17 protein-coding genes and 2 pseudogenes are annotated in these 22,291 nt (G+C 73.0%); 9 read left to right on the top strand and 10 right to left on the bottom strand.

The annotated features are described in order from the left end of the window. Positions 1–112: 112 nt before the first annotated feature. The 5 genes from ABZT74_RS26525 to ABZT74_RS26505 all read right to left on the bottom strand — a co-directional run bounded on the left by ABZT74_RS26525 (position 113) and on the right by ABZT74_RS26505 (position 6,657). Positions 113–1,342, bottom strand: a complete 1,230-nt coding sequence (locus ABZT74_RS26525; protein WP_356438674.1) for an MFS transporter — start codon at positions 1,340–1,342, stop codon at positions 113–115. A 59-nt stretch (positions 1,343–1,401) separates the two neighbouring features. Next, the gene (locus ABZT74_RS26520) at positions 1,402–2,889 is read right to left on the bottom strand and encodes a citrate:proton symporter (protein ID WP_356438672.1); all 1,488 of its coding nucleotides are present in this window, start codon (positions 2,887–2,889) and stop codon (positions 1,402–1,404) included. A 122-nt stretch (positions 2,890–3,011) separates the two neighbouring features. Next, complete coding sequence (locus ABZT74_RS26515) at positions 3,012–5,276, bottom strand: molybdopterin oxidoreductase family protein (protein WP_356438670.1); 2,265 nt, start codon at positions 5,274–5,276, stop codon at positions 3,012–3,014. A gap of 89 nt (positions 5,277–5,365) precedes the next feature. Next, positions 5,366–5,983, bottom strand: coding sequence for a TetR/AcrR family transcriptional regulator (locus tag ABZT74_RS26510; protein ID WP_355874456.1), 618 nt, complete (start codon positions 5,981–5,983; stop codon positions 5,366–5,368). Beyond that, positions 5,980–6,657: a nuclear transport factor 2 family protein gene (locus ABZT74_RS26505; RefSeq protein ID WP_356438667.1), complete on the bottom strand. Its 678-nt coding sequence runs from the start codon at positions 6,655–6,657 to the stop codon at positions 5,980–5,982. The genes ABZT74_RS26510 and ABZT74_RS26505 overlap by 4 nt, the downstream gene beginning before the upstream one ends. A gap of 223 nt (positions 6,658–6,880) precedes the next feature. Here ABZT74_RS26505 and hmgA point away from each other — a divergent pair, with 223 nt between their 5' ends. Genes hmgA through ABZT74_RS26490 form a run of 3 tightly spaced genes read left to right on the top strand, consistent with a single transcriptional unit; the run spans position 6,881 to position 10,278 of the window. Continuing rightward, positions 6,881–8,221 (top strand): homogentisate 1,2-dioxygenase, encoded by a 1,341-nt coding sequence (gene hmgA, locus ABZT74_RS26500; RefSeq protein WP_356438664.1) that lies wholly within the window; start codon positions 6,881–6,883, stop codon positions 8,219–8,221. Between the two features lie 48 nt (positions 8,222–8,269). Then, entirely contained in the window at positions 8,270–9,019 is a 750-nt protein-coding gene (locus tag ABZT74_RS26495) for a GntR family transcriptional regulator (protein WP_355874465.1), read from the top strand. Positions 9,020–9,060: 41 nt separating this feature from the next. Further along, positions 9,061–10,278 (top strand): type ISP restriction/modification enzyme, encoded by a 1,218-nt coding sequence (locus ABZT74_RS26490; RefSeq protein WP_356438661.1) that lies wholly within the window; start codon positions 9,061–9,063, stop codon positions 10,276–10,278. A 60-nt stretch (positions 10,279–10,338) separates the two neighbouring features. Here the strand turns inward: ABZT74_RS26490 and ABZT74_RS26485 are convergent. Further along, positions 10,339–10,590 (bottom strand): annotated as a pseudogene (locus tag ABZT74_RS26485) (TetR/AcrR family transcriptional regulator); the annotation flags it as partial. Positions 10,591–10,592: 2 nt separating this feature from the next. Between ABZT74_RS26485 and ABZT74_RS26480 the strand changes: the two are divergent. Both ABZT74_RS26480 and ABZT74_RS26475 read left to right on the top strand, forming a co-directional pair. Further along, a pseudogene (locus ABZT74_RS26480) lies at positions 10,593–11,243 on the top strand (ABC transporter permease); the annotation flags it as partial. A 78-nt stretch (positions 11,244–11,321) separates the two neighbouring features. Beyond that, positions 11,322–12,530, top strand: a complete 1,209-nt coding sequence (locus ABZT74_RS26475; protein ID WP_356438658.1) for a CaiB/BaiF CoA-transferase family protein — start codon at positions 11,322–11,324, stop codon at positions 12,528–12,530. A gap of 154 nt (positions 12,531–12,684) precedes the next feature. Here the strand turns inward: ABZT74_RS26475 and ABZT74_RS26470 are convergent, their stop codons facing one another. The 3 genes from ABZT74_RS26470 to ABZT74_RS26460 all read right to left on the bottom strand — a co-directional run bounded on the left by ABZT74_RS26470 (position 12,685) and on the right by ABZT74_RS26460 (position 14,400). Beyond that, complete coding sequence (locus ABZT74_RS26470) at positions 12,685–12,954, bottom strand: hypothetical protein (RefSeq protein WP_355874473.1); 270 nt, start codon at positions 12,952–12,954, stop codon at positions 12,685–12,687. 115 nt (positions 12,955–13,069) lie between these two features. Continuing rightward, positions 13,070–13,861 (bottom strand): anti-sigma factor, encoded by a 792-nt coding sequence (locus ABZT74_RS26465; RefSeq protein ID WP_355874476.1) that lies wholly within the window; start codon positions 13,859–13,861, stop codon positions 13,070–13,072. After that, a complete protein-coding gene (locus tag ABZT74_RS26460) occupies positions 13,858–14,400 on the bottom strand; it encodes a sigma-70 family RNA polymerase sigma factor (protein ID WP_355874479.1) in 543 nt (180 codons plus the stop codon). Before ABZT74_RS26460 ends, ABZT74_RS26465 begins: the two co-directional genes overlap by 4 nt. A 230-nt stretch (positions 14,401–14,630) precedes the next feature. Between ABZT74_RS26460 and ABZT74_RS26455 the strand changes: the two genes are divergently transcribed. The 4 genes from ABZT74_RS26455 (at position 14,631) to ABZT74_RS26440 (ending at position 21,277) form a co-directional block, all read left to right on the top strand. Beyond that, positions 14,631–16,166: a DUF4331 domain-containing protein gene (locus ABZT74_RS26455; RefSeq protein WP_355874482.1), complete on the top strand. Its 1,536-nt coding sequence runs from the start codon at positions 14,631–14,633 to the stop codon at positions 16,164–16,166. A gap of 114 nt (positions 16,167–16,280) precedes the next feature. Beyond that, entirely contained in the window at positions 16,281–17,711 is a 1,431-nt protein-coding gene (locus ABZT74_RS26450; RefSeq protein WP_356438655.1) for a tetratricopeptide repeat protein, read from the top strand. Next, positions 17,708–19,594 carry a sulfite exporter TauE/SafE family protein gene (locus ABZT74_RS26445; RefSeq protein ID WP_356438653.1) on the top strand — a complete coding sequence of 629 codons (1,887 nt, stop codon included), beginning with the start codon at positions 17,708–17,710 and terminating at the stop codon, positions 19,592–19,594. Before ABZT74_RS26450 ends, ABZT74_RS26445 begins: the two co-directional genes overlap by 4 nt. Positions 19,595–19,639: 45 nt before the next feature. Next, positions 19,640–21,277, top strand: coding sequence for a serine/threonine-protein kinase (locus ABZT74_RS26440; RefSeq protein WP_356438651.1), 1,638 nt, complete (start codon positions 19,640–19,642; stop codon positions 21,275–21,277). A gap of 11 nt (positions 21,278–21,288) precedes the next feature. On the opposite strand, the gene ABZT74_RS26435 is transcribed toward ABZT74_RS26440, so the two are convergent. Continuing rightward, positions 21,289–22,095, bottom strand: coding sequence for an SGNH/GDSL hydrolase family protein (locus tag ABZT74_RS26435; protein WP_356177195.1), 807 nt, complete (start codon positions 22,093–22,095; stop codon positions 21,289–21,291). Positions 22,096–22,291 lie beyond the last annotated feature (196 nt).

Below are 22,291 nucleotides of genomic sequence, written 5' to 3'. Positions count from 1 at the left end.
CCCGAGGCCCCCGGGCCCACGTGTCCGGTGCCGGCCACCGCTCGGGTCCGGTGCCGGGAGGCGCTCGGGTCCGGTGCCGGACGCCGGTCGGTGTCCCGTGCCGGGTGGCCGGTCAGATGCCGCTGTGCCGCCGTGCGGGCAGGCCCGGGTGCCGTGGTGCCCCGCGTTCCGGCCCGGCGCCGGCGGGTGCGCGCAGCGCGATGCCCGACGAGAGCAGCAGCAGTGCGCCCAGCATGACGAAGGGCGCGGCGGCGCCTGCCGTTCCGGCGACCAGGCCCGCGGCGGCGGGTGCGGCGACCTGGCCGAGCCGGTTGCCGGTCAGCCGCAGCGCTAGCGCCGTCGAGCGTGCGTCGCCGGGCGCGGCCCGGACGACCGTGGTCATGGAGAGCGGCTGGCCCACGCCGAGGCAGAAGCCGAGGACGACGAGCAGCAGGGCCAGCCCCCACACCGGTACGGGCAGCGCGATACCCGCGCAGAGCACGCCGCCCAGCAGGCAGGTCACGGTGAGCAGCGCGGTCCGGCCGAGCAGCCGCAGCATGGGGGTCATCACCAGCCGGCACGCGACGGTCGCCGCCGCGCGCAGGCTCAGCAGGACGCCGATCACCGCGGGCGCGATGCCGCGGTGTTCGCCGACGACCGGCAGGTAGGCGGTGAGGATGTCGGTGGCGGACAGGACGGCGGCGCTGACGAAGATGCCCGCCGGGACTCCCCGGGTGCGCAGGATGCGGCGCACCGGCACGCGGTCGCCGCGCGCCGCAGGATCCGCGTCCGCCGCACGGTGCTCGATGCGCCACAGCGCGGTGAAGGAGACGGCGGCCACCGCGCCCGCGACGAGCAGGGCGACGGCGCTGCCGTCCGACCGGTCGTGGCCGCCGATCAGCGCGCCCGCGGCGACGGGTCCGATCAGCTGGCCGAGGGAGACGCCGATGGTGAAGTACCCGAAGTTGCGGTCCTGTTCGTGCGGGGCGGACTGGCGGGCCACGATCGACTGCCCGCCGATGACGAAGCAGAGGTGGCCGAGGCCCATCAGGCCGCTCCAGGCGGCCATCGCCGCCAGACCGTCCGCGGTGCCGCTCAGGGCGCAGCCCGCGACGATGAGGACGACACCGGCGGGCAGCAGGGGCGCGCACCGCCCGTGATCGGTACGGCGTCCGAGAGGGACGGCCGCGAACAGCGGGAGCAGCGCGAAGGCGCCCGCGATGACGCCGATCGCCCGCTCGTCGGCGCCGAGCGCGAGGGCCCGGTAGGAGACGGCGGGCCGGGCCATCGACACCGCGCCCTGGGTGAAGGCGAAGGCGATGACGAGACGGAGCAGCCAGCCGCGGTTCCCGCCGGGCCTCATGGTGATGTCCTTCCGGGCCTCGCGGGAGCACCCGCGTGCGGCCGTCGTGTGCGGGTGGGTCAGATGGTGCCGAAGAGGACGCCGGCGCCGAGGACCACCAGCGAGACGAGCGCCGCCCACTTGACCACGAAGCGCGTGTGGTCGCCGAACTCGACCTTGGCCATGCCGACCAGGACGTACACCGCGGGCACGAGCGGGCTCGACATGTGCAGGGGCTGTCCGACGATGGAGGCGCGGGCGATCTCCAGGGTGGAGACGCCGTGGGCGTTGCCGGCCTCGGCGAGCACCGGGAGGATGCCGAAGTAGAAGCCGTCGTTGGACATGAAGTACGTCAACGGGATGCTCAGGACGCCGGTGACGAGGGCCATGTGCGGGCCCATGCCGTCGGGGATGTTGTCGACCAGCCAGGACGCCATGTGGTCGACCATGCCGGTGCCCTGGAGGACTCCGGTGAAGACGGCGGCGGCGAAGACCATGCCGGAGACGTTGAGGACGTTCTCGGCGTGGGCCCCGACGCGGGCCTTCTGGTCGGGCATGTGGGGGAAGTTGACGGTGAGCGCGAGGGCCGCCCCGAGCAGGAACAGGACCGGGATCGGCATCCACTCCATGATCATGGCGGTGAGCAGGACGACCGTGAGTAGCGCGTTGAACCAGTAGAGCCGGGGCCGCAGGGTGGCACGGTGGGGGTCGAGCCCCCGGAAGTCGTCCTCCGCGTCCGGGTGTCGGGCCTCCCCGCCGGTCCGCGAGCCCCTCTCTCCGTCGCCGGCGCCCGCGTTGCCGGCGCCGGGGCCCGAACCTCCGCCGCCCGGCGCCCCCTTGGCCGTTCCGGGGCGGCCGTGCGCCGCTCCCGTCACGGTGTCCGGGCCGCCCGTCGCGACGAGCACCGCCTCGGTGCGGGCCTCGTGGGGCTCCAGCACGTCGTCCAGCGTGAGTACGCCGAGCCGCGTGCGCTCGCGGCGGCCGAGCACGTACGCGAGCACGAGGACGCCCAGGAGTCCGGTGGCGAGGGCGGGGATCATCGGGACGAAGATGTCGCTCGCGTCGACCTTGAGCGCGGTCGCGGCGCGGGCGGTCGGGCCGCCCCAGGGCAGCGTGTTCATGACGCCGTTGGCCATGGCGGCGACGCCGGTCATCACGACGAGGCTCATCTTCAGCCGCTTGTAGAGCGGGTACATCGCCGAGACGGTGATCATGAAGGTGGTCGAGCCGTCGCCGTCCAGCGAGACGATGGCGGCGAGGAGCGCCGTACCGATCACGATCCGCAGGGGGTCCGCCCTGCAGAACCTGAGGATCCCCCGGACGATCGGGTCGAAGAGGCCGACGTCGATCATCACGCCGAAGTAGACGATCGCGAACATCAGCATCGCCGCGGTGGGCGCGAGGTCGGTGACGCCGTCGAGGACGTAGTCGCCCAGGTGGGCGCCCTTTCCGACGAAGACGCAGAAGAGTGCCGGGATCAGCACGAGGGCCGCGATCGGCGACATCTTCTTCAGCATGATCAGGACCAGGAAGGTCGCGATCATGCCGAAGCCGAGGATGGTCAGCATGGAATGGACACCTAACGTTCGCCCTTGAACTCCCACCAGGGCCGGCGGTCCGACGACGTTAGGTCGCGCCCGAGAGCGTTAACAAGATGTTGACACGCGAGCAATAAGCGCAGAAGTCCAGGTCACAGCGCTGGGCCGGCCGCGAGCTCCACGGGGACGCCGTTGAGCACCGCCGTGCCGGACAGCGGGTCGAGGAGCGAGCCGTCGAGGAGCTGGTTGACGTTGACGCCGGGGTCCAGGACCGCGTGGCTCATCCGGGTGCCGGGGCGGTCGTGGCCCCAGCCGTGCGGAAGGCTCACGACGCCGCGCCTGACCGTGTCGGTGATCTCCGCCGGGGCGGTCACCTCTCCTCCGGCCCCCTTCACGCGTACGGCCGCGCCGTCGGCCAGTCCGAGACGGGCCGCGTCGTCCGGGTGGATGTGCAGCGTGCAGCGGTTCGAACCTCCGGTCAGGGCAGGCACGTTGTGCATCCAGCTGTTGTTGGAACGCAGATGGCGGCGGCCGACGAGCACGACGGCGGCCGGGCGTTCGCGGAGCGCGGCGCGCAGGCGCGGCAGGTCGGCGGCGATCGGCCCGGGCAGCAGCTCGACCTTTCCGCTGCGGGTCTTCAGCCGCTGCGGCACGCGGGGCGCGAGCGGTCCGAGGTCGATGCCGTGCGGGTGCGCGAGCAGCCTGTCCAGGGTCAGACCGTCCTCGCGGGCGCCGAAGCCGTCGCCGTACGGGCCGAGCCGCAGCATCATGTCGAGCCGGCGCTCCGGGCCGTTCTCGCCGGTGAGCGCGGCGGCGAGTTCCCGCGGGTCGCGGCCGTGCACCGGGGAGGCCGTGTCGCCGACGGCCTTGCCGAGGGTGCCGTCGATGACCATCGTGTCGACGGCGGACGGGTCGGCGCCGTGCATGCCGGTGGCGGCGAGGACGAGCCGGGCGAGGATCTCGGTCTCCGCCATGCGGCCCTCCTCCAGCGGGACGGCGGGCCGGTTGTAGCGGACCTGGTTGCGGACCGCGAGGGTGTTGAACGCGAAGTCGTGGTGCGCGCCCTGGGAGGGCGGAGGCGGCGGCAGGACGACGTGCGCGTGGCGCGAGGTCTCGTTCAGATAGGGGTCGACGCTGACCATGAAGTCCAGTGAGCCGAGCGCCTTGTCGAGGCGGAGTCCGTCGGGCGCGGACAGCACGGGGTTGGCGGCGACGGCGATGACGGCACGGACCGGGCTGCCCTCCGGCGTCGCGGTGTCGATCTCCTCCGCGAGGGCGGCCAGCGGCAGTTCGCCCTTCGCCTCCGGATGCCGGCTCACCCGGCTGTGCCAGCGGCCGAGCGCGAAGCCGTGACCGGGACCCGCCGGACGCGGTGCCCGGTCGGTGGCGGCCAGCGGGAAGAGGGCGCCGCCGGGCCGGTCGAGGTTGCCGGTGAGGATGTTGAGCACGTCCACGAGCCAGCTGGCGAGGGTGCCGTGCGGGACGGTGCAGCTGCCGATCCGGCCGTAGACGGCGGCGGTGGGCGCGGCGGCCAGCTCGCGCGCCAGTTCACGGATGGTCCCGGCGTCGACGTCGCAGGCCGCGCTCGCCGCCTCGGGGGTGAAGTCCCGCAGCGCGTCCGGGAGTTCGTCGGCCCCCTGGACGTGCGGGGCGAGGGCGCCGAGGTCGACGAGCTTCTCCTCGAACAGGACGTACGCCATCGCCGCGAGGAGCGTCGCGTCGGTGCCGGGGCGGATGGCCACGTGACGGTCGGCGAGCTTGGCCGTACGGGTGCGGCGCGGGTCGATGACGGTCAGCGTGCCGCCGCGCGCCCGCAGCGCCCGGAGCCGGCCGGGGAAGTCGGGGGCGGTGCACAGACTCCCGTTGGACTCCAGCGGGTTGGCGCCGATGAGGAGCAGATGGTCGGTGTGGTCCAGGTCCGGGACGGGGATCGCGTTGGCGTCGCCGTACAGCAGGCCGCTCGACACGTGCTTGGGCATCTGGTCGACGGTGGAGGCAGTGAAGACGCTGCGGGTGCGCAGCGCTCCGAGCAGGACCTGCGGGTAGAGGGCGCCGGCCATGGTGTGCACGTTCGGGTTGCCGAGGACGACTCCGACCGCGTGCGGCCCATGCCGCTCGATCACGGGACGCAGCCCGGCGGCGACCGCGTCGAAGGCCTCCTCCCAGGTGGCCTCGCGCAGTACGCCGTCCTCGCGGACGAGAGGAGTGCGCAGCCGGTCGGGGTCGCCGTCGGCCGCTCCGAAGGAGGCGCCCTTCGGGCAGATGAACCCCTTGCTGAACACGTCGTCGCGGTCGCCGCGGGCGCCGGTGACCCGGGTGCCCTCGATCGTCAGCGTGAGCCCGCAGGTGGCCTCGCAGAGGGGGCAGACGCGTACGGCGGTGCGGGCGTCGGGGGTACTGCCGGAGGTGCGGGACACGGGTCCTCCCGGAGGACGGTGACGTCGATGGCACGCGGACACCGCCGAGCATACCGACCGGTACGCATGGTGGGGAGGGGTGATCCGGGTCAGTCGAGGACGCGGCCGAGGTAGGCGCGCAGCAGTTCGCGCGTCTCCGCGATGATTCCCTCGTCCCCCTCGGGCGCGACCCGGAAGGCCAGATGCACCAGGCTGTCGGCGCTCTCCACGGCGACCAGGAAGCAGCGGCGCAGGTTCTCGTCCGGAGTGCGGCCGAGATAGCCGGAGAGCAGGTCGGTGAGGCGGTCGGCGACCCGGGTGTTGGGCTCGGCGTGGGAGGCGCCCACCGGGATCTGGTTCCCGAAGTCGACGAGCGAGAAGCCCGGGGCGGTGCGCTTCATGGCCAGGTACTCGTCGAGCACCGCGTCCATCGCGGCCCGCCAGCCCTGCCCGTCCGACTCCCCCAGGCGCCGGGTGACGCGCTCGGTGTAGAGCTCCAGGTTGCGCTGGGCGAGGGCATCGGCCATCGCACGCTTGTTGCCGAAGAAGCGGTAGACGGAGCCGATGGGCACACCGGCCCGCTGGGCCACGGCACGTGTGCTCAGGCCGTCGTAGCCCACCTCGTCGAGGAGGTCGGCGCAGGCGTCGAGGATCCGGGTCAGTCGTTCTGCGCTGCGCCGCTGTACGGGCGCTCTGCGCAGCGAGGTCGCATGGGGCACGGTCTTCATGATGCCTTTCCGCCGGGGTCCGGTGAACCTCCTTCCTCACTACGTACCTCGGTGCCCTGCCCACTCATTCGCGCGTCCGGGCTCGCCGGCGGGGACGAGGACCCCGTGTCCGACGCGGCCCCGCCCGGTGCCGGACCGGCCGGATCCGGTGTCGAGCCGGCCTGATCCGGTGTGGAACCGGCCCTCGACGCCGTGACGTCGGCGGTGCTCTCGACGGCCTCGCCGTGGACGGCCCACACGGTGCCGTCGTCCGCGTACAGCCGCGCGGTGATGTGGTGGGTACCGCGCGGCACCAGCCGGCCGGCCAGGTGGTACTCGCCGGAGCGCAGCCGGGCGACGGTGCGGCCGTCGACGTACAGACGGGCGATGCCTCGTCCGGCGACCGGCACGGTGCGCGCGCCCGGCGGTGAGAAGCGGAAGTTGTGGACGGTCAGGCGCACGTCCCAGCTGTCGGCGGAGTCCGGCTGGATCTCGATCCCGACCTCCGGCGCACCCTTCTCGTCCACGTCACGGTAGAACCGCCCCTCCTCGTCCGCCTCGTCGAGCAACGTGCCCACGGGTGAGGCCGACACTCCGTCCTCCCGCCCGTGCGCATCACCGGTGCCGCAGCCCGCGGGTCCGCCGAACAGGGCGCAGACCGCGAGTGCGGCGAGCAGTCCACGCGTCCACCGCATGACGGGGAGCGTAGAACAAGGCTCCGACAGCCGGATCCCCCTGAAGTCGGGTTCTCGGCTCCGCGGGCAGGTCCTGGGGACTACGTCCGGCGAGGGTCGCCGGTGCGGCCGGTCCGGGTGCGCGAGTGTGGCCGGTCCCGTTCGGTCTCCACGGCCGCCCTCTTGCGCGGGCGCACGCCGAATCCTACGGTGATGCATAGGAATCAGGCGCGAGGGAGCGATCATGAGCGGGGACGCGAGGAAGACGGCCGAAGGGCTGACCTACCTCTCCGGATTCGGCAACGAACACAGCTCGGAGGCGGTCCCGGGGGCGCTGCCGCACGGCCGCAACGCGCCGCAGCGCGCACCCCTCGGGCTGTACGCGGAGCAGCTCAGCGGCACCGCGTTCACCGAGCCGAGGGCGTCGAACCGGCGCTCGTGGCTGTACCGGATCCGTCCGTCGGCCGCGCACCCCGCGTTCACCCGCACCGGCAACGGCGCGCTGCGTACGGCGCCCTTCACGGAGGAGGCGCCCGACCCGAACCGGCTGCGCTGGAACCCGCTGCCGGAGCCTCCGGCGGGGACCGACTTCCTCGCGGGCCTGTGGACCCTCGGCGGCAACGGCGACGCGGCCCAGCGCACCGGTGTCGCCGTCCACCTGTATCACGCCAATTCCTCGATGGAGCGGGTGTTCAGCGACGCCGACGGCGAGCTGCTCATCGTCCCCGAGCGCGGCGGTCTGCTGCTGCGCACCGAGTTCGGGCTGCTCGGTGTGGAGCCGGGCCATGTCGCGCTGATTCCCCGCGGGGTGCGCTTCCGGGTGGAGCTGCTGGACCCCGCGCGGGAGGACGGAGCGGCCGCGGGCGCCCGGGGCTATGTGTGCGAGAACTACGGGGCGCCGTTCCGGCTGCCCGACCTCGGTCCGATCGGCGCCAACGGCCTCGCCAACGCCCGTGACTTCCTCGCCCCGGTCGCCGCCTACGAGGATGTCGAGGGCCCGGTCGAGGTGGTGAACAAGTTCTGCGGCAACCTGTGGACGGCGACGTACGACCACTCGCCGCTCGACGTGGTCGCCTGGCACGGCAACCACCTGCCGTACGTCTACGACCTGCGCCGTTTCAACGTGATCGGCTCCATCAGCTACGACCACCCGGACCCGTCGATCTTCACGGTGCTGACCTCGCCGTCCGACACCCCGGGCCTGGCGGGCGTCGACTTCGTGGTGTTCGCGCCGCGCTGGCTGGTGGGCGAGGACACGTTCCGGCCGCCGTACTTCCACCGGAACGTGATGAGCGAGTACATGGGGCTCATCGAGGGCGCGTACGACGCGAAGGCGGAGGGCTTCGTGCCGGGCGGCGGCTCGCTGCACAACATGATGTCGGCGCACGGCCCCGACCAGGAGACGTTCGAGCGGGCGAGTGCCGCGGAACTGAAGCCGCAGAAGATCGACGACGGGCTGGCGTTCATGTTCGAGACGCGCTGGCCGGTGACCGCGACGGCCCAGGCGGCCCGGGCCGAACATCTCCAGCGGGGGTACGACGACGTGTGGCAGGGCCTCCAGCGGCACTTCCGCGCGGGCGACTGAGGCCACCGGCCGTTGCCTTCCCCGCCCGCGACCGGTACGGATACCCTCGTGACCTCCTTCGCTCCGGACTCGATCGTCCTGAACCGCAAGCTGCCGCTCTGGTATCAGGTGTCGCAGTCCCTGCGCGCCTCGATACTCGGCCGCGCCCCCCAGGACCCCCTCCGTCTGCCCACCGAGGAGCAGTTGGCGGGTCACTACGGGGTGAGTGTGCTGACCATGCGGCAGGCGCTCAAGGAGCTGGAGGAGGAGGGACTCATCACCCGGCACCGGCGGCGGGGCACGTTCATCGAGCCGAGCGCGCAACGCGGCGCGCCCGTGCGGCTGCTCGGCTCGGTGGACGCGATCGTGGCCCAGCAGTCGGGTATGTCGACGGAGCTGCTGGACGAGGGCAAGGGACCGGTCCCGGGTGAACTGGTGGAGTTCTTCCCGGATGTGGACGAGGTGGCGACGTACCACCGGCTGCGCGGTGACGAGGCGACGGGCGAGCCGACGAACCACGCGCGCAACTACCTCAGGACGGACCTGGCCGACCGCATCGACCGGGAGGACCTGATCCGCTGGCCGATGACGAAGGTGCTGCGCGACGTGCTCGGGGTCGCCATCAGCAGGATCACCGACACCGTCGAGGCCCGGCTCGCGGACCCCGAGACCGCCCGGCTGCTCCAGGTCCCGCTGCTCAGCCCGATCCTGCGCTACACCGGCGTGACCTACGGCCAGGACGGCCGCGCGCTGGACGTGGCCGTCATCCACTACCGCGGCGACCGCTTCTCGTTCACCGTCACCCTCGACGCCCACTGAGCATGCGGTACGAGGACGCCGCGCGACGCCCACGTCGTACGATGCCGAGCGTGACGCACGACGCCGCACCGCTGCTCGCGGACCTCATGCCGTGGTCCGTCGCACCGCCGAAGCTGGGCCGGGGGTGGCCGACGGCCCCCGAAGCGGCGTCCCTGAAGGCACGGTGGGACGCCCTCGCGAAGGCCGAAGGACCGGCCCGCGAGGCGCTGTTCGGTCCGACACGCTCGCGCACGACGCACTCCGCGGTCACCCAGCTGCCGGGCCAGTCGAGCGGGACGGGCCGCCTCGTCCGCGACGTCGGCCCGTGCCCGGAGCCCGTCCGGGCGCTGACCGCGCCCTTCGACGAGCAGTGGCTGATCCCGGACCACCGGCTGATCGACGCGGCGCGCCCCGAGTTGTGGCGGGTGGCGGGTGAGGGCCAGGTGTTCGCCGTCGAACAGACGGTGGTGCCCGAGTCGCCCGGACCCGCCCTGCTGGCCACCTCCGTGCTGCCGCTGACCGCCGGCCGCGGCGGCCGGGTGCGCCCCCTGTACCGGCGCCCCGGAGGCGTCGAACCGAACCTGGCGCCCGGCCTGTTGGAGCACCTCGGCACACGGCTCGGCCACTCCCCCGCCCCCCGGGACGTCCTCGCCTGGACGGTCGCGGTCGCACGGCCCGGCCGGGAGGGCTGCCTGGTCCCGCTCACCGCCGACCCGGAAGTGTGGGCGTACGGAGTCGAGTTGGGGCGGCGGATGCTCTGGCTGATGTGCCGGGACGGCGAGCGGCCCAAGCTCCCCGGCGGCCGGCGCCCGTACGTCCGCGCGCCCCTCACCGGCCTGCCCCACGCGGACACGGGCCGCCCCGGAGGGACGATCCTCCTCGACCCGCGCTACGACCGCGACGAGGAGGCCCTGCTCCTCGGCGAGGGCAGGATCTCCCCCGTGCCGCCGGAGGCCTGGGACTTCGAGGTGGGCGGGGTACGCGTGCTGGAGCGGTGGTTCACGGCCAGGACCGGGGTGTCCGAGCCGGGCACCCTGGAGGCGATCGGCCCCACCGCGTGGCCGCGGAGCCGGACGTCCGAACTCCTCGAACTCATCACGGTGCTCGCCCTGCTCGCCGAACTGCGCCCCCGACGGGCCGAGCTGCACCTCCACTCCCCCATCACCCGGGCCGAACTCGACACGGCGGGCGTCCTCCCGGCCCCGCCCACGGCCCACCGCCCCGCTTCCGTCCTGGACCACCACGAGGAGGGCCCGGAGGGGCAGTTCGCGCTGCTCTAGGGACATCCGGGCCCTGCCCCGCAGCACGACGCCCCGCCGGCCACGCCCGGCGGGGCGTCCTCACGCCTTCGGCTCGAAGGCGTCCAGCACCCGGCCCAGCGCCCGCTCGAACACCGCCTCCAGGTCGATCGGGCCCGCGTCCTCCATGAAGGCGGCGGCCATCCGCGGATAGGCACCCGACGCCACCTGACCACCCAGATAGGCGATCCGGGCCGCGTTCTCCTGCTCCTCGGTCCAGGGCAGCGCGCGGGTCCGCTCGACGGTGGCCAGTTCGTTGCCGACGTAGGTCGTGACCACACCGTTGAGCATCGCGCGGCAGCGCGCTCGCGATGCCCGGGCCGCAGTACCGGTCCTACCTCGTTCCCGGACTGCTGGTGGCGACCGCCGCCAACGGCGTCATGACCGGGATGTTCCAGGCGGCGCAGGACACCCACCGCGGAGTGACGGACCGCTTCCGCACGTTGCCCGTGAGCCGGGCCGCCGTGCCCCTCGGACAGGCCGTCGCGGATCTGCTCGTGACGGCCGTCGGCACCGTGCCGTTCCTGCTCGTCGGGCTCGCGGTGGGCTGGCGCGTCGAGGACTCGGCCCTCCACGCGGTCGCCGCGGTCCTCCTGCTGCTGCTCTTCCGGTTCGCGGCGACCTGGACGGGCATCTTTCTCGGCCTGCTGACCCGGAGCGAGGAGGCGGCCGGCCAGCTCGGCAGCGTGACGTTCATGCTGCCGCTGCTGTCCAACGCGTACATCCCGACGGACGGCCTGCCGGGTGTTCTGCGCACACTCGCCGAGTGGAACCCGATCAGCGCGGTGACGGCGGCCCTGCGCGAGCTGTTCGGAAACGGCCGGGTGCCGCCCGGCTCCGCGTGGCCGGTGGCCCATCCGGTCGCGGGGGCGCTGGTCTGGTGCGGGGTGCTGCTCGCCGTGTTCCTCCCGCTCGCCGTCCGCCGGTTCGCGGCCGGGGACCGGTGAGAGCACCGGCAGGCCCGGCCCGCCCGGGCCCGTCGGCCGGTCAGCACCGACGCATGACAAAGGTGCTCCCGAGGAGCCATGATCCACCGCATGCAGTCACAGCCTCTGCCCCTCGAAGGCATCACCGTCGTCGCCGTCGAACAAGCGGTCGCGGCTCCCTTCGCGACGCGTCAGCTCGCCGATCTCGGGGCCCGTGTCATCAAGGTCGAACGGATCGACGGCGGGGACTTCGCCCGCGGCTACGACTCCGCGGCCTCGGGTCTGGCCTCGCACTTCGTGTGGTGCAACCGCGGCAAGCAGTCCCTCGCCGTCGATCTGAAGGACCCCCGCGGGCTCGATGTCGTCCGCCGGCTCGTCGCGGACGCGGACGTGTTCGTGCAGAACCTCGCCCAGGGGGCGGCGGCCCGGCTCGGTCTCGACGCGGCGACCCTGTGTGCCGGGCAACCGCGGCTGGTGGCCGTGGACATCTCGGGATACGGGCCGTCCGGGCCGTACGCCGGCAAACGCGCCTACGACATGCTCGTGCAGTGCGAGGCGGGGCTCGTGTCGGTCACCGGGACGCCCGAGCAGCCGGTGAAGGCCGGGATTCCGGCGGCCGACATCGCGGCGGCCATGTACGCGTTCTCCGGTGTCCTCGCGGCGTTGGTCCGACGCAGCACGACGGGGCGGGGCGGTCCGGTGGAGGTGTCGATGCTGGACGCGCTGGCGGAGTGGATGGGCCATCCGCTGCACCACGCGATGCACGGCGGCACCCCGCCGGAGCGCACCGGTCTCGCGCACTCCGTCATCGTTCCCTACGACGTCTATTCGACGGCGGACGGCGGACGGGTGCTGTTGTCGGTGCAGAACGACCGGGAGTGGCGCCGGCTCGCCCAACAAGTGCTCGGAACACCCGAGTTGGCGGACGATCCGGGATACGCGACGAACCCCGCGCGGGTGGCGAACCGGGAACGGGTGGACACCCTGGTGGCGAAGGCGCTCGGCGCGCTCGGCGCCGACGAGGCGGTGGGCCGCCTGGACGCGGCGGGCATCGCGTGCGCACGGCTGCGGGACGTGCGGGAGGTCGCCGAGCATCCGCAGCTGGCGGCCCGGAACCGTTGGCGGGACGTGGACTCGCCGGCCGGGCCGCTGCGGGCGCTGCTGCCTCCGATCACGCTGCCGGGCGGGGAGGAGGCGCGCATGGGGGCCGTTCCGCGGCTGGGCGAGCACACGGGCGTGGTGTTGCGGGGGCTGGGCCTGACGGAGTCGGACGTCGCCGCGTTGCGGCGTGACGGGGTGGTGCGCTGACCGTACGGCTCAGGGCGTGGGTGACCCGCGCTCCGGCCGTGGTGGCCACGGGGCGCCGCTGCCTGCCGTGGGGATGACGGACGCGGAAGGGCAGCGCCGCGCGGGCCGGTGGCTCACCGGAGCGCGGGTCGGGAAACGCCGGTGCCGACGCCGATCAGCGGCCGCCGAACAGTGAGCGGCTCAGCCGCCTGAGAGGCGCGAACAGCGAGACACGCCGCACGCGTGCGCTCCTGGAGCCGCTGTCGTGCGCGGTGTCACGCGCCGTGAGCTCGCGCATCAGTGACGTCGCCTCGACCGTCTCGCGTTGCGGTATGGCGGGTCCGCCCAGCACAGCGAGATGGCGGTCGAGGCGCGAACTGGTCGCGCTGCTCCCGCACGTGATCGCAGGGACACGTGCCCTGCTGCGCACCGTTATCTGTTCCATGTCACTCCCCACCCGTACGAGTCCACCCGGCCCGGGCAGGCTAACCCTATCGCTCCCTCGCGGCACTCGTGTATCGCGGTCCCAGGATTCACCATCTCTGTAAGGGGGTTGACGGTTACTCTCCGAATCCGAGCGTTTCCAGGGCGAGTTGGACAACCGGCTGGCTGGTGGGCTGCACTGACCCTCCGTGAGGTTCGACGGTCACAGCGAGTGACGTCGCGTCCGGGTTCAGTCCGTCGGCGATCAGGGGCGTGTCGCCGTCGAAGAGACCGAGAGAGCGCGGTTTCCCTTCGGGGCGCATGAGCCAGAGCTGGTGGACGCGGCCTCCGGAGGGGGTGCCGAGTCCGCTCAGTGTCACGACGGCGCGCCGCTCCGCGGCGGACGCCACGACGCCGATCCCTCTGCCCCGCGCGTCCCGCTCACCGGTCGCCCGGGCGTCCGGTGCGGCGAGAACGTGGGCGATCTCACGTGCCTGGGCGCGCTCCCGGTCGAGGCTCTCGCGTGTCTGCGCCGCCTGCACGGCGAACAGCGAGGCGACGACGAGGGCCGCGGCGGCCGTGGCGGTGGCGAGGGGGGCGAGCAGCGGGCGGAAGCGGGGTGAGCGTGCCCGGGTGGGCGGCTCGACGGTCCGCGCGTGTGCGGTGCGCTCGCGGGGCGCCGGCTCCTGCGGGGTCGTGCGCACCGCGTACAGGACCCGTTCGCGCAGCGCGGCCGGCGGGGCCGCCGCGGTGGACCAGGCGAGCCGTACGGCGTCCTCGGTCAGCGCCCGCACCTCGTCCGCGCAGCGCTCGCAGCTCCGGAGGTGGCGTTCGAAGCGGCGCCGCTCGTCGGCTTCCAGGGCGTCGAGGGCGTAGGGGGCGGCGAGGGAGTGCAGATCGCGGCCCAGCAGTCTGTCGAGGACGCTCACGCGGCACCTCCCAGGCAGTTGCGCAGGCGGGTCAGGCCGTCGCGCATCCGGGTCTTGACCGTGCCCAGCGGCAGCGAGAGCCGTTCGGCGACCTCCCGGTACGTGTAGCCGTCGTAGTAGGCGAGGGTGACGGACTGGCGCTGCAGGGTGGTGAGCCGGTCGAGGCAGCGACGGACCCACTCGCGTTCGAGCCCCGCCTCGACCTCCTCGGCCACCTGGTCGAACGCGGGATGGTGATGGCGCCGACCCTCGCGCTGCTCGCGCTCGGTGGCGGCACGGGCGCTGCGCACCCGGTCGACCGCGCGGCGGTGCGCGAGGGTGAGGACCCAGGACAGGGCGGTGCCGCGCCCGGGGTCGAACCGCGCGGCGGAGCGCCAGAGTTCGAGCAGCACCTCCTGCGACACCTCCTCCGACTGCGCGGGATCCCGCACCACGCGGCGCACCAGCCCGAACACCGGCCCGGAGACCAGTGCGTACAGATCCTCGAACGCCCTCTGGTCGCCTCCGGCCACCCGTATCAGCAGCTCGTCAGCCTCCACGCGGCCCCCTCTCCGGACGTGCACGGTCCGCCCCCTCCCCTACCTGTTCGCAGCGAACGTCTCTCCGGATGGGTTACGGATCAGGGAGCCGAAAACGCGAGTCCTGCGCCGAACACTTCGAACGGCCGCGGAATCAGGCCGTCGCGAACACGTTTGAGATTCGACCAATCCGCCCCCGCCACCGCTCCGAATGGCGTCCGTCAGGCAAGTTGGACATGAGGACGGACGGCATGACACCTATCTCCAGGAGCGGCGGGGGACGCAGGACTCTCGCGACCCTCGTATGCGGTGCGCTGGCCGCCGGGGCGCTCGCAGCCGCCGGCGTGACCGCGCTGCAACCGGGGGCGGCCTCCGCCTCCAGCCACCGGGAGGCCCCGCTGATCTCGGGCACCCCCCAGTACGACAACACCGACGTGTACGCGTTCGTGAGCCCGGACAAGCCCGACACGACGACCATCGTGGCGAACTGGATCCCCTTCGAGGAACCCGCGGGCGGGCCGAACTTCTATACGTTCGCCGACGACGCCCAGTACGACCTGCACATCGACAACAACGGTGACGCGCAGGGCGAGTTGATCTACCGCTACACGTTCAGGACGCACCGCAAGAACGGCGACACGTTCCTGTACAACACCGGTCCGGTCACCAGCCTCGACGACCCCGACCTGAACATCACGCAGACGTACGACATCGACCTGCTGCGGCTGCACGACCAGAAGCTGGTGTCGCGGACCAAGGTCGCGGACGACGTGCCGGTCGCGCCGTCGAACGTCGGCAAGGCGTCGATGCCGGACTACGCGAAGCTGCGCGGGCAGGCCGTGCACAAGCTGGCGGGCGGCTCCACGACGTTCGCCGGTCAGGCGGACGACCCGTTCTTCCTGGACCTGCGCGTCTTCGACCTGCTGTACGGCGGGAACCTGACCGAGGTCGGGCGGGACACGCTCAAGGGCTACAACGTCAACTCCATAGCCCTGCAGGTGCCGAACGACATGATCCGCGAGTCGGCGGGACAGCCGGTCGTCGGCATCTGGTCGACCACGCAGCGCAGGGACGCCCGCGGCAGCTACCGGCAGGTCTCCCGGCTCGGCATGCCGCTGGTGAACGAGGTCGTCAACCCGCAGAAGGACAAGGACAAGTTCAACGCGTCCGCGCCCTGGAACGACGCCCAGTTCCTGAAGAACGTGACCAACCCGGAGCTGCCGAAGCTCATCGAGGGCATCTACAAGATCAAGGCCCCCGCCGAGCCGCGCAACGACCTGGTCGACGTGTTCCTGAAGGGTGTGAAGGGCCTCAACCAGCCGCCCCACGTGCGCCCGGCGGAGGAACTGCGCCTCAACACCTCGGTCAAGCCGGCCATGCATCCCAAGCGCCTCGGTGTGCTCGACGGCGACAACGCGGGCTTCCCGAACGGGCGGCGGCTCACCGACGACGTGATCGACGCCTCGCTCCAGGTCGTCGAGGGTGAACTGGTCGGCTCCAAGAACGACTTGGGCGACGCGGTCGACAAGAACGACAAGAAGTTCGAGAAGTACTTCCCGTACGTGGCCGAGCCCACCTCCGGTTCGCGTGGCGCCCTCGCCAAGGGCACCGCCGCCGGGACCGACGTGCGCAGCCAACTCGGTGACGCGCTGCAGCCTGCCGGAACCTCCGGCGGCGGGACCGACACCGTGCTCGTCGCGGGCTCCGCGGCGGCGGGCGCCGCCGGGATCCTGCTCATCGGCACCGGCCTGCGCTGGTGGCGCCGCCGCTACGACCGGGCCTACTGACCCGGCCTCCCGACCGGCGCGGCCCGCACGTACCGACCCCCCACCGTGCGGGCCGCGCCCCCCTTCCCGTCTGCAAGCAACGACCCGTTCCATCAAGGACTTTGAGGAGAGGGCATGTCCCCGGGTACGAACGACGACGCGACGCCCGACGCCGGCAGGGCCGCGCCCGAGGCGAGCACCGTGGGGGCCGGGCCGGCCGGGAACAGTGCCTCCCGCGGCCGCCTGCGACCGGCCCGACTCGCCTTCTGCGCCGCCGCGTTGGCCGTCGCGTTGACGGCGGGGGCCGTGGCCGTCGGCGCCCTTCGGGACAGCGGCGCGACACCCGCCGTCGCCACGGCGGCGGCCGGGGTGTCGCCGCAGTTGCTGGCGAGCGGCGATCTCGACGCGAGCATCACCTCGCTCCAGGCCCATCTCCGCACGCAGCCGGCCGACTTCGGCGGCTGGGCCACGCTCGGTCTGGCCTATGTGGAACAGGCCCGCACCAAGGGCGACCCCTCCCGCTATCCGCAGGCGCAGGAAGCGCTGGACCGTTCCCTGAAGATGCGCCCCCACTACGACCCGGCACTCGCCGGACGGGCCGCGCTCGCCGCCGCCCGGCACGACTTCACCGGCGCCCTGAAATACGCGGAGCTCGCCCTCGAGCAGAACCCGTACAGCGAGCGCGCCCTCTGCTCCCGGATCGACGCACTCGTCGAACTCGGCCGCTACGCCGAGGCGTCGAAGGCCGCCGACCTCGCCGACTCCAGGCGTCCGGGCGTACCCGTCTTCACGCGGTACGCCTACGTCCACGAGCTGCGCGGTGACGTGCCTACCGCCCGACGGGTGCTGAAGCAGGCGCTCGCCACGGCGACGAGCCGCGGCGACATCGCGTACGTGGCGACCGCGCTCGGTCAACTCGCCTGGAACCAGGGCGACTACGGTTCCGCCCTCACCTCCTACGCACGGGCGCTCGCGGCCGACGACAGTTACCTGCCCGCCCTGGAGGGCCGGGCCCGTGCCCAGGCGGCGCGCGGGGACCGGGCCGCGGCGATCAGGGGCATGGAGCAGGTCGTCCAGCGCTATCCGCTGCCGCAGCCCCTCGTCGAGCTGGGCGAACTGTACGAGGCACGCGGCAGGGCCGGTGACGCGCGGAAGGCCCGCGACCAGTACGCGCTGGTGAACGCCTGGGTCTCCCTCGCCCGCGCGAACGGCGTCGACGCCGACCTCGACACCGCGCTGGCCGCCGCCGACCACGGGGACCACGGGGCCGCGCTGAAGGCGGCCCGCGACGAGTGGGCGCGCCGGCACACCGTGCACACCGCGGACGCGCTCGCCTGGGCCCTGCACGTCTCGGGCCACGACAAGGAGGCGCTGCCGCACGCCCGGGAGGCCACGGCGACGGGCTATCGCAACGCGTCCTTCCTCTATCACCGCGGTGTCATCGAACGGGCCACCGGACACACGAAGGCGGCCCGCGCCTCGCTGAAGGCGGCCCTGGAACTGAACCCGGGCTTCTCCCCGTTGGGCGCCCGAGAGGCCCGCGCCGCGCTGAAGGCGGCACGGTGAGGGCGCGTCGGCTGCTCGCCGCGTGCGGGGCGGCCCTGACCGCGGCCTGCGCGCTGGTCCTGATCCCCGCCGGACCGGCGGCCGCGCATCCCCTGGGCAACTTCACCGTCAACCGGTACGACGGACTCGTCGCGGCCCCCGGTCAGTTGCGCGTCGACCACGTCGAGGACCTCGCGGAGATTCCCGCGACCCAGGCGAAGCCGGACATCGCGAGGCTCGGCATGACGGAGTGGGCCCGGCAACGGTGCGCGAGCGCCGCGCGCGGGAGCAGGGTCACCGTCGGCGGGCACGAGGTCGCGCTCACCCCGGGCGCGAGCCACGCGCGGACGCGGCCGGGACAGGCCGGGCTGAACACCCTGCGCGTGGAGTGCCGTTCGACGGCACCGCTCCCGAAGGGCGAGGACGCCTCGGTGGGCTTCCACAGCGCGGGCGCCGACCGCGGGCCGGGCTGGCGGGAGATCACCGCCCGGGGCGACCGGATGACGCTCACCGCCTCGGACGTACCGCGCACCTCGGTGTCCGCGGAGCTGACCACGTACCCGAAGGCGCTGCTGTCCTCGCCGGCCGACACCGCCACCGCCACGCTGCGGATCCGCCCGGGCGGCCCCGCTCTTGTCGAGGGCCGCCGGAACGCGCCGGCCGCCTCGGTGCTGCCGCGCGGCGCCGACCGCTGGACCGAGGCCCTGAACAACCTGGTGGCCCGGCACCACCTCACCTTCGGCTTCGCCGCGCTGGCCCTGGTGATCGCCGTCGGCCTGGGCGCGATGCACGCCCTCGCGCCGGGCCACGGCAAGACCTTGATGGCCGCGACGGCGGCGGCGCGCGGCGGCCGGGCCCGGCTGAAGGACGTACTGCCGCTGGCCGCGTCGGTGACGGTCACGCACACCCTCGGGGTCGTCGCGCTCGGACTGCTCGTCACCGCGGGGTCGGCGGCGGCGCCGTCCGTGATCGCCTGGCTGGGCGTGTCGAGCGGCGTCCTGGTGACCCTGGCGGGTGTCACGCTCCTGCGCAGGGCCTGGCCCCACCGGTCGCCGGGACACGGCCTGCCCCACAGCCACACGGACGGCCACCCGCACGGCGGGGACCACGCACACGGGCACGAGCACGAGCACGAGCACCCGGACGGTACCGACCACGTCCACGAGGCCGGGTCGGAACACCCGCACCACCACGAGCACGCGCGTGAACAGGCCGCCGTCCACTCCGTCATCCGTCGGCACGACCGGGAACGCGCCGTCCTGGACGCGGACACGCACCCCCGGGACGGGCGCGCCGGTCATCGCGAACGCCCGCTGGTCCTGGCACACGCCGCCGCGGCACCGCGGACGGGCTCCCCGGTCACCACCGCGCCGCAACCCGACCCGCACCCGCACGACGCGAGCCCCGGCCACACCCATGCCCACGACCACCCCCACGACCACGAGCACCACCACCCGTCCGCACCCACCCCGCGATCCCGCGTCCGCCGCTCCCTCGAACGCCGCTCCCCCGCGCTCGAACACACCCACGGCGGCTTCACCCACACCCACGAGATCGCCCCGACCCTGCGCGGAACGATCCTGCTGGGGTTCGCCGGCGGGCTCGTGCCCAGTCCGTCGGCGGTGGTCGTACTCGTGGGGGCCGCGGCGCTCGGGCAGGCCTGGTTCGGCCTCCTGCTCGTTCTCGCGTACGGCGTCGGCCTGGCCCTGACGCTGACGGCGGCGGGCTTCGCCGTCGTCCGGCTCGGAGGCGGCGTGAACCGGGCCCTGGCGAGGCGTCCGCGCTGGGCCGAGGGACGGGCCGTACGGTTCGTCCGCCGGACCGCACCCCTGGGATCGGCGGCGATCGTGGTGGCCCTCGGGGCCGGATTGGTGCTCAAGGGGGCGGCATCCGTACTCGGCTGAGCTACTTTTGGGGAGATGTCGCGCGGATGCGAATGGGGGACGCACGTGTCCGAAGATCCGGGCAGTGAACGTGTGATCGCGGGCCGCTACCGCCTGCTCTCGCCCCTGGGCGAGGGCGGCATGGGAACGGTGTGGCGCGCCCGTGACGAGGTGCTGCAGCGCGAGGTGGCCGTCAAGGAGGTCCGCGCCCCGGCCGGACTCGCCGGGTCGGAGATCGAGCGGATGTACGCCCGCCTGGAACGGGAGGCGTGGGCGGCCGCCCGTATCTCCAACCACAACGTCGTCACGGTGTACGACGTGGCTACCCAGGACGGCCGGCCGTGGATCGTGATGGAGCTGGTCCGGGGCATCGCGCTCTCCGATCTGCTGGACGCCGAGGGGCCGTTGGCGCCGCGGCGGGTCGCCGGCATCGGCGCCGACGTACTGTCCGCGCTGCGGGCCGCGCACGCGGCGGGAGTGCTGCACCGCGACGTGAAGCCGGCCAACGTCCTGATGTCGAACGACGGACGGGTCGTGCTGACGGACTTCGGCATCGCCACGGTCGAGGGCAGTTCCGCGCTGACCATGACGGGCGAGGTCATCGGATCGCCCGAATTCCTGGCCCCGGAGCGCGCGTTGGGACGTACGCCGGGACCGGAGTCGGACCTCTGGTCGCTCGGGGTGCTGCTGTACGCGGCGGTCGAGGGCAACTCCCCCTTCCGGCAGAACACTCCGCTGAGCACCTTGCGGGCCATCGTCGACGAGCCGCTGCCGGTGCCCCGCCGGGCGGGTCCCCTCACCCCCGTGATCGAGGGACTGCTGGCCAAGGATCCTGCCGCGCGGACGAGCGCCGCCGCGGCCGAGCAGGAACTGCGCGCGATCGCCGAGGGCGGCAGGACCCCCACCCGGGCCGTCGGCCCGCTGCCGCCCTCCGACACACCCACGATCGGCGCGTTCCACCAGCCGTCGCCCGGCCCGCCGACGCCGTCGGGAGGATTCGGTCCGCCTCCGGTGACGAGGTCCACGACGGGCCCCACCGCGGAGCCGGGCCGTCGTCGCCCGGCGGCCTTCGTCCTGATCGCCGGGGTGGCCGCGCTCGCCCTCGCCGTCGGCGGACTGACGTACGCGCTGCTCAACCACGACGACGGGAACGGCGGAAGCGGCGGGAACAACGCGCGGAGCAGCACCGACGGGGGCGGCAGCGGGGGCGCGACGGACGGGGCGAAGAGCCACAGCGGGAGCGGGGCCACCGACCCCACCGGCAGCGCGAGTTCGTCCGCGAGCGCGCCCACCGGCGGAGGGGCGACGACCGCCCGGCCCGCCCAGTCGGTGCGCGTGACGGTGTCGGGCCGGCACACCGACTACACGGGGTCCTGTCCGCCGCCCGGCGCGGAGGCGCCCTCGTTCACGGCGACCTTTACGGTGGGCCGGGTACCGGTGGACGTCGAGTACCGGTGGGTCACGGAGACCGGCGAGGTGACCGACAAGAGCTGGAAGACGCTCTCGTTCCCCGCGGGCGGCGGCAGGACCCGGCAGACGACGGTGGTGGCGACGACCTACGACACGACCGGGGCGTTCGCCAACAGGATCAGCGTCGAGGTCCGGAGCCCGGTCCGTACGACGTCCGACGCGGTGCCGTTCACGATCACATGTGCGACGGAGACCCCGACTGACGGAGCCTCCGCTTCCGCATCACCTCAGTAGAGCCGGAGGGCTCAGACCGCTCCGCTGAGGACGGGGAGGTAGCCGCCGGACTGTCCGGCCGCCGTCGGGTGGTAGGACTCCCCGATGTCCAGCCAGTTCAGGCTGTGCAGCCAGACACTGCTGGAGCAGATCTCGTGGCCCGTGAAGGTGCCGCGGACATCACCGAAGGTGAATCCGTAGGCGGCGGCGCGGGCCGCGATCGCGCTGTCCAGGTAGTCGGCCGCGCCGTTGATGGCGGACCGTTCGGTCTCCGACAGTCCGGTCAGGCAACTGCCGTTGAGCTTGTAGAAGCGGGGATAGCCGAGGACGACGACGTGGGCGGACGGCGCCTTCGCCCGGATCGCCGAGTACACCGAGTTGAGGTTGCCGGGGAGTGTGGAGGCGACGTACGCCTTCGCCGTGGCGATGCGCGCGAGGCAGGAACTCTCGGACTGCAGGACACACGTCGTCATGACGTCCGAGAAGCCGGCGTCGTTGCCGCCGATGCTGATGGAGACGAGGCCGGTCGAGGAGGTGAGGGGACCGAGCTGGTTCGCCGTGACATCACCCGTACGAGCGCCCGAGCAGGCGGTGAAGTCGAACGACGAGGGTGAATGCGCGGCCGCCCAGAGATAGGGGTAGGCCTTCGTGCTGCGCTTGCAGTCGCCGCTGGAGCTGATGTAGCTGTCGGCGCCGACACCGGAGGAGTAGGAGTCACCAAGGGCCACATAGCCGGTGGCGGCGGCCGTTCGTGCCTGCGCCGTGGCCGCCCCGGTGAGGGTGACGCCGACGGCGAGGAGGAGTGAGGTCACGTATGCCGTAATTCGGGAACGTCTCATGGAACCTCCCTTTAGCAGGATCTCTGCCACAACTTTGGTACCAGCTACGCGCATTGACAGGAAGTGTTCATGCCAAAACTTCTGTGCCACTGCGTCAGGAGACCCGCGAACGCGCCCCCTTCACGCCTTGACGGCCATGGACGCGCTGCGCCACATTGAAGCCCGGCATCCGGCGCGTCGGGGGGCAAAGTCGCCA

This window comes from Streptomyces sp. NPDC005302 (genome assembly GCF_040607345.1).
Lineage (GTDB): Bacteria > Actinomycetota > Actinomycetes > Streptomycetales > Streptomycetaceae > Streptomyces.
Note: the sequence above shows the minus strand (reverse complement) of the source record. Positions and strands in the feature narration are given on the sequence as shown.